This window comes from Dickeya oryzae, assembly GCF_020406815.2.
Classification (GTDB): domain Bacteria; phylum Pseudomonadota; class Gammaproteobacteria; order Enterobacterales; family Enterobacteriaceae; genus Dickeya; species Dickeya oryzae.
In genome coordinates this window covers 1,679,855-1,694,730 of the sequence record NZ_CP162670.1, presented here as the reverse complement: position 1 = coordinate 1,694,730, position 14,876 = coordinate 1,679,855, and the positions used below count along the sequence as shown (strand labels likewise).

Annotated in this window: 17 protein-coding genes; 9 read left to right on the top strand and 8 right to left on the bottom strand. The window is 54.1% G+C overall.

The window, feature by feature from the left end; all coding sequences use genetic code 11:
- Nucleotides 1-117: 117 nt before the first annotated feature.
- The 5 genes from LF929_RS07335 to LF929_RS07315 all read right to left on the bottom strand — a co-directional run bounded on the left by LF929_RS07335 (nt 118) and on the right by LF929_RS07315 (nt 7,728).
- Nucleotides 118-486 (bottom strand): hypothetical protein, encoded by a 369-nt coding sequence (locus LF929_RS07335; RefSeq protein WP_226093231.1) that lies wholly within the window; start codon nt 484-486, stop codon nt 118-120.
- A complete protein-coding gene (locus LF929_RS07330) occupies nt 486-4,811 on the bottom strand; it encodes an RHS repeat-associated core domain-containing protein (RefSeq protein WP_368678961.1) in 4,326 nt (1,441 codons plus the stop codon). The genes LF929_RS07335 and LF929_RS07330 overlap by 1 nt, the downstream gene beginning before the upstream one ends.
- 11 nt (nt 4,812-4,822) lie before the next feature.
- A complete protein-coding gene (locus tag LF929_RS07325; RefSeq protein ID WP_038908354.1) occupies nt 4,823-5,230 on the bottom strand; it encodes a DUF1795 domain-containing protein in 408 nt (135 codons plus the stop codon).
- A 13-nt stretch (nt 5,231-5,243) separates the two neighbouring features.
- Nucleotides 5,244-7,097 carry a type VI secretion system tip protein TssI/VgrG gene (gene tssI / locus LF929_RS07320; protein WP_368678960.1) on the bottom strand — a complete coding sequence of 618 codons (1,854 nt, stop codon included), beginning with the start codon at nt 7,095-7,097 and terminating at the stop codon, nt 5,244-5,246.
- Between the two features lie 112 nt (nt 7,098-7,209).
- Nucleotides 7,210-7,728, bottom strand: coding sequence for an Hcp family type VI secretion system effector (locus LF929_RS07315; protein ID WP_038904890.1), 519 nt, complete (start codon nt 7,726-7,728; stop codon nt 7,210-7,212).
- A 957-nt stretch (nt 7,729-8,685) separates the two neighbouring features.
- Between LF929_RS07315 and LF929_RS07310 the strand changes: the two genes are divergently transcribed.
- Nucleotides 8,686-8,931 carry a helix-turn-helix domain-containing protein gene (locus tag LF929_RS07310; protein ID WP_012769232.1) on the top strand — a complete coding sequence of 82 codons (246 nt, stop codon included), beginning with the start codon at nt 8,686-8,688 and terminating at the stop codon, nt 8,929-8,931.
- A 349-nt stretch (nt 8,932-9,280) separates the two neighbouring features.
- Here LF929_RS07310 and LF929_RS07305 read toward each other — a convergent pair whose 3' ends face one another.
- A complete protein-coding gene (locus tag LF929_RS07305) occupies nt 9,281-9,550 on the bottom strand; it encodes a helix-turn-helix transcriptional regulator (RefSeq protein WP_038904893.1) in 270 nt (89 codons plus the stop codon).
- Between the two features lie 135 nt (nt 9,551-9,685).
- On the opposite strand from LF929_RS07305, the gene LF929_RS07300 reads away from it, so the two are divergent.
- Nucleotides 9,686-9,964, top strand: a complete 279-nt coding sequence (locus tag LF929_RS07300; RefSeq protein ID WP_038904895.1) for a helix-turn-helix domain-containing protein — start codon at nt 9,686-9,688, stop codon at nt 9,962-9,964.
- Nucleotides 9,965-10,077: 113 nt separating this feature from the next.
- Complete coding sequence (locus tag LF929_RS07295) at nt 10,078-10,335, top strand: helix-turn-helix transcriptional regulator (protein ID WP_226093266.1); 258 nt, start codon at nt 10,078-10,080, stop codon at nt 10,333-10,335.
- Nucleotides 10,336-10,351: 16 nt separating this feature from the next.
- Here LF929_RS07295 and LF929_RS07290 read toward each other — a convergent pair whose 3' ends face one another.
- Nucleotides 10,352-10,522 carry a hypothetical protein gene (locus tag LF929_RS07290; RefSeq protein ID WP_226093267.1) on the bottom strand — a complete coding sequence of 57 codons (171 nt, stop codon included), beginning with the start codon at nt 10,520-10,522 and terminating at the stop codon, nt 10,352-10,354.
- A 308-nt stretch (nt 10,523-10,830) separates the two neighbouring features.
- Between LF929_RS07290 and LF929_RS07285 the strand changes: the two genes are divergently transcribed.
- Genes LF929_RS07285 through LF929_RS07275 form a run of 3 tightly spaced genes read left to right on the top strand, consistent with a single transcriptional unit; the run spans nt 10,831 to nt 11,834 of the window.
- On the top strand, nt 10,831-11,025 hold the full coding sequence (locus tag LF929_RS07285) for an AlpA family transcriptional regulator (RefSeq protein WP_012769228.1): 195 nt from the start codon (nt 10,831-10,833) through the stop codon (nt 11,023-11,025).
- Between the two features lie 16 nt (nt 11,026-11,041).
- Nucleotides 11,042-11,626 (top strand): DUF2857 domain-containing protein, encoded by a 585-nt coding sequence (locus tag LF929_RS07280; RefSeq protein WP_226093268.1) that lies wholly within the window; start codon nt 11,042-11,044, stop codon nt 11,624-11,626.
- Nucleotides 11,616-11,834 (top strand): TraR/DksA family transcriptional regulator, encoded by a 219-nt coding sequence (locus LF929_RS07275; protein WP_226093269.1) that lies wholly within the window; start codon nt 11,616-11,618, stop codon nt 11,832-11,834. The genes LF929_RS07280 and LF929_RS07275 overlap by 11 nt, the downstream gene beginning before the upstream one ends.
- 41 nt (nt 11,835-11,875) lie before the next feature.
- On the opposite strand, the gene LF929_RS07270 is transcribed toward LF929_RS07275, so the two are convergent.
- Nucleotides 11,876-12,946 carry a hypothetical protein gene (locus LF929_RS07270; RefSeq protein ID WP_226093270.1) on the bottom strand — a complete coding sequence of 357 codons (1,071 nt, stop codon included), beginning with the start codon at nt 12,944-12,946 and terminating at the stop codon, nt 11,876-11,878.
- A 682-nt stretch (nt 12,947-13,628) separates the two neighbouring features.
- Between LF929_RS07270 and LF929_RS07265 the strand changes: the two genes are divergently transcribed.
- From LF929_RS07265 to LF929_RS07255, 3 genes are all read left to right on the top strand, one after another.
- Nucleotides 13,629-13,862, top strand: a complete 234-nt coding sequence (locus LF929_RS07265) for a hypothetical protein (RefSeq protein WP_226093271.1) — start codon at nt 13,629-13,631, stop codon at nt 13,860-13,862.
- Nucleotides 13,863-13,931: 69 nt separating this feature from the next.
- Nucleotides 13,932-14,579, top strand: coding sequence for a lytic transglycosylase domain-containing protein (locus LF929_RS07260; RefSeq protein WP_226093272.1), 648 nt, complete (start codon nt 13,932-13,934; stop codon nt 14,577-14,579).
- 19 nt (nt 14,580-14,598) lie between these two features.
- Nucleotides 14,599-14,874 carry a TrbC/VirB2 family protein gene (locus LF929_RS07255; RefSeq protein WP_033581363.1) on the top strand — a complete coding sequence of 92 codons (276 nt, stop codon included), beginning with the start codon at nt 14,599-14,601 and terminating at the stop codon, nt 14,872-14,874.
- Nucleotides 14,875-14,876 lie beyond the last annotated feature (2 nt).

Genomic DNA, 14,876 nt, shown 5'->3' with positions numbered 1-14,876 from the left:
CTTCACCATCACCAGTGAGTCTGAATTAAGGGACACAGCCTGATATATGATCGTTGAACTAAACAGCATAAAAAGCAGCCGGAAGGATCGTTGGGATCGCTTCCGGCCTTGTCAATATCAATCAGGGAATTTCCCATTTTTATATGACTGCCAAAGATAGTTTATAGGCCAGCCACTAGTATTTCCCTTCAATATGTCTTTCGCTATTATTTCAATATCATCTGATATTCTTGATGAAATTTCAGGCTCTTTGATAATCTTAAATGAAAGTTTAAAGGATTTTTCACGAAGGATATCGATGAAATCTAAATCATCCTTACTAAAAACCTCTTTTTCCAATCTATTGAAATTATTCATCCACTCCGAATCAAATGTTTTTGAATCGCGAGAATCCAATGCATTATCTACATCCAGATTTTTTAAGAAATCAAAAAATGATGGCGAAGATAACACATTTTCCATGTCTATAAGATTGCTATTAATCATTACATCAACCCTTGTTTGGTAAGCCAGTTTTCAATTAGGTCTACGGCTTGGCTCGGAGTTACATTTGAACCCAATATATGTGTACCATTTGGAGAGCGAACATCCACTTTGATATCGTCCAAACTCGAATACGCTTTCTTATAAGCATCAAACAACTCCTTGTCAGAACCAGCAAAATCACCTTGCCTTGGGCCTACATATTTTCTTTCTGCATCATGCATTCGCCAATGGTCATGTTCTGGCTCTTTACCCCTAGGAAATAAAGTCGGGCGGGTTTTATCGGAGCGTGCAACCTCAAAAGGCCTTCCCTGTGATTTTCTTACGGATGGAACGTGATGACCTGATTCACTAACACCCATACATTTCTTACCGTTTAGACCTAAAGGGTCAATACCGCTTATAGGGTTGTATACATACCCGTAATTACTCTCCCCCCCCAGCACCCCTATCGGGTCTGGCGAGACATAACACCCACCGGCCGGGTCGTAGTACCGAAAGCGGTTATAGCACAGCCCGCTCTCGCTGTCACGGAGCTGCCCGGCGAAGGCCAGACCGGGGTCCGGGCTTTCCGATTTTTCTGTCTGCCGCTGGCCCCACAGGGTGGCTTTCGGTGCCTGCCAGCGCAGGGTGCCGTCCGGTGTGAACAGCGCCTGTGGGGTACCGTTCTGGCTGCTGGTCACAAAATCCGTTTCCCAGTCGCCGCCGGGGTGCTGGCGCTGCTGTACCACCAGCTCCCAGCCGTTGTACACCCAGTGTCGGCGTTGTATCAGTTGGCCGTGGCGGTAGTGGCGGATTTCCGCTATCTGGTCGCCGTCCCACTGGTAGCGAATTTCTTCGGCTTTCTGGTCACAGCGTTTGCCCACCCGGCGGCCAAACGGGTCGTAGCGGTACAGCCAGCGTTCGCCGTCCGGGGTATCCACCACCCGCAGCTGGTTGCGGCTGTCCCAGCGGTACTGCCACACCTGCGGACGGTAGCCCGGCTGCACCACCTGTTTACGGATAAGCCGTCCGGCCCTGTCGTACTGGTAATGGGTGTCATCGTGCTGAACCAGTCGGCCAGACTGCCACTCGGTGAGGCGGCCTGCCTCCTGCGGCAGACCGGTGCGGGTGTAGTGGAAGCGGGCGAGGGTGTCCACCGGTTTGCCCACACCGCCGCTCAGCACTGCCTGCACCCGGCCGGTGGCGTCCAGACGATAACCTTCGGCGTCGCGGTTGTGACGCACCCCGGTCAGGTTACCGGCACCGTCGTAGCGGTATTCCCGCGTCTGTGCTGCCAGCAGGTGGCCGTCGTGCTGTGCGCCGCTCATCTCCCGCGTCAGCCAGCCCATCACGTCGTATTCCCGCTGCTGGACAAAGCCGCTGCCGCCGCGACGGTGTGACTCGCGGCCCGCCGCGTCATGGGTCAGGGTCAGGTCGGCACCGTCCGGCAACTGCACCTGCCGCAGCTCGCCGGTGCGGGTGTAATGGAACAGGCTGGTGAGTGGCGCGAGGGTGCCGGTGGTGTCATCGGCGTCGCCGTCCCAGGTCAGGGTGCGGGTGACGGTGCGGGCCGCATCGTCGTACTGGCGGGTGAGCAGCGTGCCGTTGTGCCATTCACGCACCACCCGGTCGCGCAGGTCGTAGTCGAGCTGCACATGGGCGGTGGCTGACGAGACCTCGGTCAGGCGGCCCACCGCATCGTACCGGTAGTGCAGGGTGTCGTCCGGCGCGGTTTCACGCAACAGCAGGCCGCGGGCGTCGTAGAGGAAGTGGCGGATGTCGCCTTCGCCGTTGCGCACGCTGATGCACAGGCCGTCCTCGTCGTAGCCGTAATGCGTCTCGGTGCCGGTCATGTCGCGCTCGCGGATGACCCGCCCGTCGGCATCCAGCCACCACTGCCAGCGGCTGCCGTCCGGGGCAATAACCGTTGTCAGTTGCTGGCTCTCTTTATCGTACGCGTAGTGCCAGGTGCGGCCTTCGGCGTCGGTGCGTGCGGTCAGCAGGTCGAACGGGCCGAAGGTCTGACGCCACAGCGCGCCGTTGCCGTCCACGTAGCTCAGCAGGTTGTTGTGGCGGTCGTACTGGCGCTGCTCTTCCTTGTCATCCGGGCGTATCAGCTGCTCCGGCAGCGTCCAGCTGGCCCGGCGGTAACCGAGCCGGAAACGGGCACCGTCCGCCCGTTGCCACTGCACCACCCGGTCCTGCCCGTCGTAACGGAACTGCTGGGTACGGCTCTCGGCGTCGGTGGTGCTCAGCAGCCGCTGGCGGTGGTCGTACTGTAACCGGGCCTGCACCTCACCGGCGGCGTCGCTGACCTGGGTCAGCAGGCCGTAGCGGTTCCAGGTGAATCGGACCTCGCTGGCGTCCGGACCGGTGAGTCGCTCCGGGTTACCCTCGGCGTCATACGCCCAGCCCCACTCGCGTCCCAGCGGGTCGGTGACGCCGCACAGCCGCAGCGCGTCGTCGTAGTCGTACTGCCACTGGTGGCTGCTGGCGTCGGTAAAGGTGCTGACCCGCCCGGTATCGTCCAGATAGCCGAATTCGACCACCCGCCCGGCGGGCGAGATTTCCCGCAGCAGGTTGCCAACCTCGTCGTAGTCGTAGCGGGTGACGTGACCGAGCGGGGATGTTTCCCAGCTCATCAGGTGCAGGTCGTTAAAGCCGAATTCGCTGCGCTGGCCGAGGCCATCGGTCATCACCACCCGATCGGGCAGGTAGTCGAAGCGGGCGGTCAGAAAACCGTCGGCGCAGGTGGTGTAGACGCAGCGCCCCTGTGCGTCGTATTCGTAGCGCGCCCAGGTCTGGTCGTTATCGTGCCAGCGGGTCAGCCGATGGGCCGCGTCGTACTCGTAGTAGAGGTGATAGGCGTGGGTGGCGTCCGCTTCCACCAGTCGGCCCTGTTCGTCCTGGCGGTACACGGCCAGCAGCGTTTTCTGGCCGCCATCGATGCGTTGAATCTGGTGCAGGAATTCGCCCCGCCACACCAGCAGCAGGGTGACGCCGTCGCTGTGGCGCACCTGGCGCAGGTAGCCTTTCGGGTCACGCACCAGTTCGATGCGGTTGTCGTGGCTATCGTGAATGGCCGACAGCAGCCGGCGCTCGCCCTGTATCACGCTAAAGTCGCGCCAGGTCTGCTGGTCGCGGTGCCACAGGCTGAAACCCTCGCCCCGGCGGTGCAGGGTAAATTCAGGGTAGTGCGGGCAGTACACCGCCTGTACGTCCTGATGGAAGGTAAAATCGATGTCGTAGCCCTGAGCCAGCGTGATGACCACGTGGGTGTTGAGGCCGTCGCGCGTTACCGTCGCCACCTCGCTCCAGCTGTCGTGCCAGCCACGGCCCAGCAGCCCGACATGCCCGGAGGCGGAGCGGTAGGTGCGCTCGAACACCAGCGGCAGCGTCTGGCCCAGCGCGATATCGGTACGGGATTCAATCACCTCGCCGCTGGCGATATAAACCGGGTCTTTGAGGAAACCGCGCACCGCTTCCGTGACACGCGACAATCCCTTGTTGTTGCGAAACCCCTCACTGGCACATTTAACGGCGCTTTTCAGTCCTTTTAGCGTTTTCAGCGCCCCGACACGCATCCCTTTTAGAACCCACATCGGCCCACGGGTGAACAGTTTCCCCAGCCCCTTGAACATGCCGCGGCTGGGCGGCACCAGAAACTCCACCGCAATCAGCAGCGCTCGTTGCAGCGCGGTAAACTCTTCGGCAATCTCCAGATAGGTGCCCTGCCCGGAGCCGAAAAATACCGTTGAGGCGCCTTCCTTGAGGGTGGCACCGCACACGGTTTTATCGTCGATACGGGCCGCTGGCGCGTCGTTCACGAACACGGATTCGCTGCCCTGGGCAATCAGTTGCGGGCTGTTGTGCCGGGTGCAGGCGACGGTATCTTTCGTGGCGCGGGCCACCGGCTGCTTTTCGACAAACACGTTACCCGAGCCCGCCATCACCGGTCCGAACGATGGCGAGCCGCTGTCCACCATCGCCGACACCTTGCTGGACACCGCGTCTATCAGCCCGCCCAGCAGGCTGACCGCACCAAATCCGGCGGCCAGTTTTACCACCCCCACCACCAGCGCCGCACCCATTCCACCCGTACCAATCGCCGCAACAGCGATAGCACCTGCCACGGCCGCGGCGGCGGTAAATACGGCGGCCGCCACCAGCGCCCCGGCCACGGCACCCGCCAGTGCACCCAGGAAGCTCTTGTGCTTGATGGTCTTGCCCGGCGACGTTGGCGGTTTACCCTGACAGGGTTGCGGCCGGTCGGCGGGCGGGTTGGGACGGTTTCCGGCATGCATGGCCCCTACCCGGGCCACCCGGCTCAGAATATCGTTGAGCATCGTGACTCCCTTCAGGACGCGGCTTTAAACGTCTCGATGACCGCCAGCAGGGCGGCTTTCTGTTCATCCTGCAGTTCACCGGCGGCGGTAAGGGTAAAGGTCAGCAGCAGCTCGCCGCGTACCTGCATCACCACCACCTGGTGCATCGGGCCTTCCGGCGAGCGCCAGGTATATTCCAGCCCACGTGCGGGTTGACCATCCAGCGTCAGTTCCCAGGCGGCGCGCTCCTGATAGCCCTTCAGGTGGGCGGAAAACTGTGACAGCGTCTGTTCATAGACGGTGTCCGGCGACAGGCCGAATTCAATCGGCGTGCGGTTGACCACCAGATTGGCGGTATCGCCCGGCAGCACAAACACGTGCAGCGACTCGTCGCGCCAGCCCGCCGGAATAGCCAGAGTGCCTTCGTTCATCTGATACATGCGTGCTGCTCCCTCAGTTCAAATCGATACGGGTGCCGTTCAGCACCAGTCCTTTGCCGGTAATGGAAATGTTGCCTTCGCTGTCAATGGCGATGAAGCCACCCGCGGTGGCAATCAGGATGTCGCCGCTCTGGGACTGGATGGCGATATTGTTTTTCACCTGCAGCGACTCGTTGTCGTTGACGGTGGTGTTGCGGTTTTTGGTGACGGCGACGGTCTGCTCACCCTGAATTTCGGTGACCTGATTTTCCTTCACCGACACCGTCTGATTGTGCTGCACCACCACGGTCTGGTCGCCGCCGACATTCTCGGTATGACTGGCATTCACCGCCGTGCTGCGGTTATTCAGCACCACGGTGTTCATGTCCTTCTGGGCGTGGATAAACACCTCTTCCTGCCCGGCCTGGTCTTCAAAGCGCAGTTCGTTGAACCCGGCCCCTTTATGGGTACTGGTGCGCAGCGAGGTGCGGGTTTTGTTGGCCGGTAGCGGATACGGCGAGGGGTTGGTGGCGTGAAAGGTGCGCCCGGTGACGATGGGCTGGTCCGGGTCACCTTCCAGAAAGCTCACCACCACTTCATGACCGATGCGCGGAATGGCAATCAGGCCGTACTGGCCACCGGCCCAGCCCTGACTGACCCGCACCCAGCAGGAGCTCTGGTCGTCGCTGGCACCGTAGCGGTCCCACGGGAACTGCAGCTTCACCCGGCCAAACTCGTCGCAGTAAATTTCTTCGCCCGCCGGGCCGACCACGGTGGCAATCTGCGGGCCGTCCACCATCGGCTTGTACGGCATGGCCGCCCGCCAGGTGGTGGTGGCTTTCACCACCTCGAAGCTGTTGCTAATGGTGGTCGGCTCGCCGCCGCTCTCTTCTTCCAGCGCCTGCGGCTGCTGGCCACTGTGGGTCACCGCCACCACCTGCCAGGCCAGGTTAAACGCCGGGTTCGGGTGCTCGGTGAGGGTAAAGGTGCCACCCGGCATCAGTTCGGCGGCGTTGGATTCGCCCGCCCCGGTCATCGCCCCGGCACGCAGCGCGTCCAGCCGGTAGCCGGTAAACGCCTTGCCACTCGGGTCCTGCTTGAAGCGGCCGGGGTAATCAAAGTGCTGGTAGGATTCACGCTGATGGTCCAGCTCGCTGCTCATCCTGTTATGCAGCAGCCCGTAGGCTGGGGTCTTGAAGCTGTAGTCCTTCAGCGCCACTTCGGCGGTACTGACCGCTTCGGCGTAGCGGAAACGGCGCACATACGCCCCTTCGCTCAGCCCCTGCGTGGCGAGATTGAAGAACAGCTCCGGGCCTTTGGTCAGCGCACCGGCGTCATCGGCGAACACCACCCGGTGCTTACCGGCCTCAAATTCGTGGAAGTAGAACAGCCCTTCTTCTGCCGCCAGCCGGTTGATGAACGCCAGGTCGCTTTCGCGGTACTGCACACAGTATTCACGCACCGCGTGGTCGTGGCGCAGGGCAAAGGCGTAATCGGTGATCCCGGCTTCGTCCAGCAGGGTACTGATAATCGCGTCCGGCTTCTGGGTCTGGAAGATGCGGGCGTTGGTGCGCAGACCGAGCCGCCACAGCGCCGGGCGCACCTCGGCCTGGTAGCGGGTGCGGCGAAAACCGGTATCGCCCTGGGCAAAGCGGCTGACGATACCGCTGACCCGGCGCTGCAGTTCGCCGTCGTACCACACCAGCAGCTCGCACGGCTGGTCCAGCACCGCGCCAAAGTCGATGCCGGGCTGGCTGCTGGCCAGATTGAGCGACAGCGCAAACGGCTGGTTCAGCGCCTCGCTCAGTTCAAAATCCACCACCGTGAAGGTGGTGTCCGGCAACGCGCCGACCTTCACGGTAAACTGCAATCCGGTACTGTTGGCCACCTGACTTTCTCCTTATTCCCTGTCTGCGTCCGCACTCAGCGATGACCCCTTTCATCGCTCAGGGCAGGCTGAAAATGACAACACCCGGACCGGAGTCCGGGTGACGGCGTGATTACGCTTCGATCGGCGCGCGCCAGTCGTCAGAGCCGGAAGTCCCGGCCACGGTGTGCTCCCAGTCCACCTTGCGGTAGGCCAGCGACACTTCAATCAGCTGGGTGTAATCCTGCTTGGACGGGTCCTGACAGTGCGGCATCTGGTTGTTGATGTCGACGATGGTGGCGTCGGTGAGGGTGGTGGTGAAAAAATGCTCCTGCTTGCCTTCGACAGAGGTGCGGAACCACTTCAGGGTCACGGTCGGCAGCATTTCGCCGGAGGCCAGCGCGTTATACAGCAGCGGCACGGCCTTGTTCAGGGCGACGGTAAACTTGAACGGCTTGTGCACGCGCTGACCGGCTGGCTGACCGGACTGCGGGTCGGTCGGTACGGTGACGATGTGTTTGAATTCCTGCACCAGCATCTCGTCTTCGTGGCCCTGCACGTAGATGTTACCGACGGAGTCGGAGGTGAAGGCACCGGCAGTGATATTGCCCTGAGTTTTACCTTCGATGCTGATATAGCATGGAGTTGGCATAGTCTTGCTCCTTGTTGTTGAACGGTTAGATGTGACTTCACCGTTCATAAAGCAATGACTACGCCAACTTTTATTTCATTGTTTTTAAAGAGAAAAATAATATCGCCATTTTCCCTAAGTCAAACTTGAGCAAAAAGTTGCGCAGACTTCCCGAAAAAACGGCATCCATTGCGCAAACAGGGATTTATGCTGGAAAGTGAGCAAGAAGTTGCGCAGATTTTGCGATCATTCTGTAGGAGAGTGTTTTGTGAGCTATACGAGTCTGGTTTTTTGTGATTTATGTCACACCTTGTTTCTATGCGATCGTTGGAGGGAGAGATATAAATAAGAAGCAGGGGACAGTGCATTCCACTCTGTTCACGGGTATCAGGTAACGGTATCGCACTTTAGCTAACTAACTCCGCATGTTCTCTCATGTTTATACAATCCAGGCAGTGAAGCGGGGTCCATCAGAGAAAAAAGATGGCAAGATCACAACCAGAAAGTGATGGAGCAGCGCTTGATGGGCGTTTTGTTGTGAGTATTCCAGTTGGTGCTTCTAAACTTCTGCTTTACTGTCAGGATGAAGCGTGATCTGATCCTGTCATCTGGCAAAAGCTCGACTTATTCAACAAAGCCCCGCTATCCTTCAATCCTTCGCTCATTGAGAGCCTCCAATAACAGATCAAGTTGTTCTGAAAGGATAAAAGAGAGATTATCCCGAATTCCTTGATGGTCAGAATCAATCAGCAACCATATCAACACCCGGCAACGGTAAATCAACTCAAGCGCACATGGCGGCGGAAGTGGATCGTTATACATCGCAGTTACACCCCTCTTTAGCTGGTAGGAACAACCAGACTGTCCGATATCTCCTAATGAATGGATCGTTGCTCTCCTGCAAAGTCTGACTGACTCAAATCATTATGGGTCGTAAATGCCGTGGAGACAAGTTAAAGGAAGCGAGATGATAACTAAATGCAAAGAGTTTCCGGAAAAAACGATCCTGCTCACGCCTTGCCACTTTTGGGACAAACTATCCGTCAGCGGAGAGAACTTCTGGGTTTGTCGCAGGAAAATCTGGCAAGTGCTACAGGTATTGATCGCAGCCACATGGGCAGAATCGAGCGAGGTGAACGCAATGTTACCCTGCTGAATTTGTTACGCATTGCGGATGCGCTTGAGTGGAGTCTGGAACAGCTTTTTGCTGCTGCTAAACTCTGATGCAATTACAGTTGATGGCACAAGTACAACCTTAACCTGTACTATCAATAATCCCTGCAAGGTCAACGTAGTAGGCCGGAATATTACAGGTCGCTGAGTTAAAAAGTCACTCCCCCTATCCTATATTTTCTGCGGCATTTCCCCCTCAACTTATTGAGTCCGACGAAAACCAACGGGTATACCTGCGTCTCATGCATGAAGACTGGCCCGATAGCATCGGGCCATAAAGAACAGAGGTAAACAGGATAAAAGTGAATGAAAATCACGCTAATGAGTGTGATTTAGCCATGAAAGGGATATTCCTATGGCTGCCCTTCTCAGCCCGCTTTGCCGCAGGCACAGCTAACTGTCATTTATCCTGAGTACGTCGGGGGCGAGAACGTGGGGTGCGTGGGATTAACTGCCCCTGTTCGTCAAAATAGCGGCTCGGCCAAATCTCATAGGCCGGTACGCCCAATGCATCAGCAATCAGTTGTTCCCCTTTAGGCCACGGGCGATTAAGCGCATTTCCCAGCGTGGAGGAATTCAACCCCGCCGCCCGCGACACAGCGGCCATCGTAGTTCCCCGTTTGTGAAGCCCGGCAATAATGTCGGCGGAATGCCAGTCGATATTAGCCATTTTATTTACCTCATTCAAAGACTTGAAGTCCAATAAGGATAAGTGGATGAATGTCATCTTTAGTAAGTCTAAAGATGACATTCATCTTAAGGAATGCTAAAGATGATGTCAATATAACCAATAACAGGAAACGTTATGGTTCCGCAGCGTCTAAGAGCCGCAAGAGAACGTGCAAAGATTTCACAGGAAGAACTGGCGATAGCCGCCGGGATTTCTGAGGATACGGGCTACTCAAGAATGTCACATTATGAGAATGGCAGGCACAAACCAAAATTTGAGCTGATATGCACGTTTGCCAAAATACTGGATGTACCGGAAGGATACTTCTACACGCTGGATGACAGTTTTGCTGAAGCCATGCTGAAGTTGCATGCTGGCGAGTTGGTTCAGTGGAGAAAAAACAAATCTAATTAATTGAAAAAATTAGCGATCCCTATAAATACGAATCATCATCTTTATGAACTCTAAAGATAAATTCTATTGAGCAATGCTAAAGATCTCCGTGAAATCCTCATTGGGAACACGGCATGATCCCCAAAAGACTCAAAGAAGCACGCTTGCACGCTAAACTCACTCAGGAAAAACTGGGTGTACTGGCTGGGCTTGAAGAAGCTACGGCTTACTCACGCTTGTCTCACTATGAAAACGGTACGCACAAGCCGACCTTCGAGCTGGTGTGCGAGTTTGCTCGCGTACTGGACGTACCAGAGTGCTATTTCTATATAGTGGATGATCAGTTTGCGCAAGACGTGCTTGAGTTATTTCGCAGCAAGAGGCGTGGTTAGGATTAGGTTCTGTCTTTTAATTTGGCAACCAGCACTTCTCAGCGTATAGCAGGTACAGGCTTTCATCAGTCAATAGAACATGCTGGTCACCAGTAACGAATTCAGCGCCAGGCCTCCCCCAGCGTGCATTCACCCCGACTTCCGCACCTGCCAGGCTGGCGATAATGGCCGACCAGTCAATAAACATTCCTTGTCAGATCAATATGACCAGGGTGGCAACAATACAACCGCCTATAAAGAGTTTGCCATAAACATCGTGGTAGCAGAAAGGTCATCGGCACACAGCCGTCATCGGAAAAACTGCACCGAACCACGTGAAAGACTTCTTCTGGTTAAATAAACGCTGAGTTATAGAAAAACAATTCCGCGATATTGTCTAAAAACCCGTATTAAGGATGGTGATATCCGTAATACGGGTTCATCAACTTTCACTCCGTCACTCGCTGTGTTTTTTTATCTTCTCCGGGCATACGCCATTCTGCACTGGAGGAACCTATGACATCGCATCAGTTACTGCGTTTGAGACAAGTGGAAGAAAAAACTGGCCTGAAGCGCTCGCAAATCTATCTGTATATGAAGTACGGAACCTTTCCGGCCTCAATAAAGATTGGTCCCGCCAGTGTGGCCTGGCTCGAATCTGAAATTGACGAGTGGATTAACCTCAAATTAGCCAACCGCTTAACGCGCTGATGGAGGATATCGCCTTATGATCCCCTCTCTGAATTACGCGGTATTAACACACGCTCTTGCTGCGCTCAAGGACGGTAATTTTCGTTATTGTGAGACGTTAGGGTTCACATTTGACGAATTAAATGCCCTCAATCAGCTCTCCCTCGACGAACTGTTTATCGTCAGCCGGGCATCAGCGCAATTCATGGCAGTGACTGTCCGCCATGACGTCCTACAGCAGATTCTGACGTTATCCCGCAAGGAAGCGCTGCGCCAACAACAGATTAACCGTGCCATCCGGTTAGGAGGATCAATCGCCCTTCTGCACCACTTTTTTGGCCTCACCTCAAACGAAGTCTGCACTCGTCGCCGGTTGCTGGGTGTCACCATCCCTTATGGCCGAACGCCTATCCCCGATGAAACCATTGATGCCGAAATCTGGCGGTTATGGCAGAAAAGCCGACCTGAAAACCTGGAAGCGCCTGACGCACTGGAAGCAATGATGCAGATCACCGAAACGTTGTCCTCACGGAAGGAAGGGCCTTCGCTCACCGTTGTCTGGAACCGTATCACCCTTTGCGAAAAGGAAGCACTGAACAGGAGGACATCACATGCCAGATGAAATCGATCGCGATCAGGAATTTAATGAGCAACGGCTGGAAGAAATGATTGAACAGAATCGTTTTAAACCAGCAACCACACCTTCATTACATTACTGTCGTCTGTGCGGTGAGCCGATTCCCGAGCAGCGGCGGCAGACTCTGCCGGGTGTGACAACCTGTACGGAATGCCAGTCTATTATTGAACGCCGTCATGAATCACACACCTGAAATATCCATCAAAACTAATCCGATTCGGCCTCCACTCATGCTTAAAACTCTTGTGCATAGATAACGACCGTATCGCTTTTATCGATAACATATGAATCTTTATATAATTTCTCCAACTCACTCCTGCTAAGCTCCCTAGAGCCAATTTTCCCTCTATTGAAAAGCTCCTCAAAAAGTTCTGCTGACAGAGATACTTCTTTTATCTTTTCATATTCAAGAATCTCGCCCCCTTTCACCCCCTTTGATTTAAAATCATTTATCTTGCATATAGGTATATGCTCACCTGTCGAAATGAATTTTTGATCTGCTTTTTGTAACTTGTCTGTCGGTCTTAAGAATCCGGCGCAGCATGGGAACCTATAAAAATCATTTATTCCCTTGTGTCTACAAATATTATTCTCACATGTAAATTTTTTCATTTTCTGGATTTGTGCTTGCATTCTTTCATCAGAAACATATAATTTTTTATCCTCCCATATTTTGTACTGCACAACGACAATACTTATTTTCCCTGATTTTTTATCATGTCTTTCATAGATAATATCTGCTCCAGTAATATGCTCAGGCCTGTCTGGGTGTAATACCCTAAGTCGTAGATTATTCCCATCAGGTAATTCAAAATCTCTATAACCATGACCTTTCGATAATTCTGGAATATTCCTTTCAACATTATACGCATCTCTGAAAATAAGTTGATTCTCAGAGTGAGACTTTATTTCCAACTCTAACCTTGCCTTTTGGAGCAGGGCTATTTTTTTCTTAAGTTGGTCTGTTCTTTTTTGATCATCATTATTCTTTTTAGCTATTAAAATAAGTGAATCAATCTCTTCCATATCCTTTATCACAAGTTCTAATGCAGTAATATGAGTTCCATTTTTTAACGACATCAGATCTGCCTTCTGTCGATACTCTCTTGTCGTATCACTTTCACGCTCACGTCTTAGAATACTATTCTCTGGGCCAAGTAATTCAGGATAAAGAACCGCACCTAAACCAAACGCATTGTCATATGTGGATTTACTCATATCACCTTTAGATGCAATTTTTACTGTTCCTCTGATTGCATTAAGTGTGATCCATTCCTGATTCATTCGATCTTCAATATTGCTCATAATTTCCCTTACACTTAAATACCAAAATACGAATTTTACTTTAAAAACCACAAAATTAGATATTAGAAATAACCAGAGTTGTAGGTTACGAAGATCTTTCCTTCATGAAACCTCATTCATTACATTAATAACCATCTATTTCAACAGATCAAGTGAAATCGTTAAAATCGATGCAAGCTGAGTTTATGTGACCAATGCGTATAGGCAATATCGTGCTGACACACCTGTAAATCCAACCAGTGATTTAAAAGTTTTTGTTCATCTTCGATCAGTAAAAGTAGTCAATTTAGAATTGCTTAACTACCTCCAATTCTGGAGCAAGTTTTTTACTCATACAGTTATGTCCCTGTCGCCAAAAGTACCATCTCAAATCCAAGTCATACACCCCACACCAAAATAATTACCACACTATACATTTTCTCTCTTATTCCCTTTTTGATTTTCCCATTTTCCACCCGAATGAACTATTGCACGCTAACCCCGCCACCTTCCCCTGGCGAGCGTGATGGACGTGTTGTCGTCCGGGGCCGGTATCGCTCTTTAACAAGTTGGGTCGGGCTGTCACGTAACCACAATTCAGGGTGCCGCTGAATGTTCTCGCTGACCCGTTGAAACCGGAATGCAGAATCGGGATGTGGCCTATCTGTTTAATTCATCACTCTTGTTGATTAAAGGAAATACCATGCGAAAACCCACCTATCACGTATTTGTCACGCAGGAAAGCCCGCCCGACTCACGCGGAGAAAAAAACACATTCTGGACCAAGGTCGGCGTTGCCTTCGCCCATCACGGTAAACCCGGATTGAATATCGTCCTGACACCCGGCCTTGCCGTCTCCGGTAAGCTGGTGCTTCTCGAACCTCGGGACGACAGCGACACACCACCCGAGCCCGGCACAATGGACGCCCAGCCGTAACGCACCTTTCCCCCGCCATCGGTCTGCCTGATGGCAATCTGTAACCCGAATTACGTCACCGAGGCAATCATGCTTTCCCCAACAGCGTTTCTGGCGGCGGCGATGCAGTGTGCCGCCAGTATTCACCCGTCCACCGCGTTTGATGTAGCGAAGGTGGAATCCGGCTTTAATCCTTACGCCATCGCTGAAATCGTGCCAAACGACGAGAGAATGACCGGCAGCGCCGGTGTCATTTCTCATCAGCCCACCCGCTATGAAACAGCCGTCAACATCATCAACCGGATAGAGGCCAGGGGTCGCCGCTATTCAATCGGGCTGATGCAAATCACCAGTACCCATTTTCAGCATTACGGCGTGACGGCACGGGCGTTATTAGACCCGTGTACCAATCTGTCTGTTTTTGAGCGCATCCTTACCGACTGCTATCAGCGCGGCGGCACGCTGCAACGCGCACTCAGTTGCTACTACGCCGGTAATTTCACTGCCGGTCAACAACCGGAATCCGCCTTCAACCAGACCAGCTATCTCCAGCGTATTGGCTATGCCGTCCCGTCAACGCAGGAAGACCGCACACGTAGTCGCGCCAGCCAGGCCACGTCAGCGATTCATTATCCAGCCACCGTGCTGCGCGGTGAGCTTGCCGCCCCCTCTACCCCGGTTTCGACCACCCTGCGCTACCCCAACGCCGTCCTTCGCGGCGATGTATCCCCCCTGTGAACCATGAGGAGAGATGACGATGCAAAAACGTAACGACTTACCGGCCTTTTTCCCCGCCTTCATTTCCGGCCAGGCGCTGGCGGCAGGCAGCGGATTTACCAAAGCCAACGACACGCTGAGCAACACGTCAACCGGCCTGCTGGGGCTGGCCGCCGTCACCATCACACTGGCCACCATGTGGGTGGGTTACAAGGTGCTGTTTGACGGTAAAAGCCTGCATGACATGCGCAACGTCATTATTGGGGCGATCCTGATTGTCGGTGCATCGGGTTTTGGTGCCTATTGGGCATCCTAGGG

Excerpts from the sequence above, each read along its gene's own strand:
- LF929_RS07260 (WP_226093272.1), top strand. The coding sequence starts at position 13,932 with ATGCTTTCCCCAACAGCGTTTCTGGCGGCGGCGATGCAGTGTGCCGCC.
- LF929_RS07285 (WP_012769228.1), top strand. The coding sequence starts at position 10,831 with ATGACATCGCATCAGTTACTGCGTTTGAGACAAGTGGAAGAAAAAACT.
- LF929_RS07335 (WP_226093231.1), bottom strand. The coding sequence starts at position 486 with ATGATTAATAGCAATCTTATAGACATGGAAAATGTGTTATCTTCGCCA.
- LF929_RS07270 (WP_226093270.1), bottom strand. The coding sequence starts at position 12,946 with ATGAGCAATATTGAAGATCGAATGAATCAGGAATGGATCACACTTAAT.
- LF929_RS07300 (WP_038904895.1), top strand. The coding sequence starts at position 9,686 with ATGGTTCCGCAGCGTCTAAGAGCCGCAAGAGAACGTGCAAAGATTTCA.
- LF929_RS07330 (WP_368678961.1), bottom strand. The coding sequence starts at position 4,811 with ATGCTCAACGATATTCTGAGCCGGGTGGCCCGGGTAGGGGCCATGCAT.
- LF929_RS07310 (WP_012769232.1), top strand. The coding sequence starts at position 8,686 with ATGCAAAGAGTTTCCGGAAAAAACGATCCTGCTCACGCCTTGCCACTT.
- LF929_RS07275 (WP_226093269.1), top strand. The coding sequence starts at position 11,616 with ATGCCAGATGAAATCGATCGCGATCAGGAATTTAATGAGCAACGGCTG.
- LF929_RS07325 (WP_038908354.1), bottom strand. The coding sequence starts at position 5,230 with ATGTATCAGATGAACGAAGGCACTCTGGCTATTCCGGCGGGCTGGCGC.
- LF929_RS07315 (WP_038904890.1), bottom strand. The coding sequence starts at position 7,728 with ATGCCAACTCCATGCTATATCAGCATCGAAGGTAAAACTCAGGGCAAT.
- LF929_RS07255 (WP_033581363.1), top strand. The coding sequence starts at position 14,599 with ATGCAAAAACGTAACGACTTACCGGCCTTTTTCCCCGCCTTCATTTCC.
- LF929_RS07280 (WP_226093268.1), top strand. The coding sequence starts at position 11,042 with ATGATCCCCTCTCTGAATTACGCGGTATTAACACACGCTCTTGCTGCG.
- LF929_RS07265 (WP_226093271.1), top strand. The coding sequence starts at position 13,629 with ATGCGAAAACCCACCTATCACGTATTTGTCACGCAGGAAAGCCCGCCC.
- LF929_RS07295 (WP_226093266.1), top strand. The coding sequence starts at position 10,078 with ATGATCCCCAAAAGACTCAAAGAAGCACGCTTGCACGCTAAACTCACT.
- LF929_RS07305 (WP_038904893.1), bottom strand. The coding sequence starts at position 9,550 with ATGGCTAATATCGACTGGCATTCCGCCGACATTATTGCCGGGCTTCAC.
- LF929_RS07290 (WP_226093267.1), bottom strand. The coding sequence starts at position 10,522 with ATGTTTATTGACTGGTCGGCCATTATCGCCAGCCTGGCAGGTGCGGAA.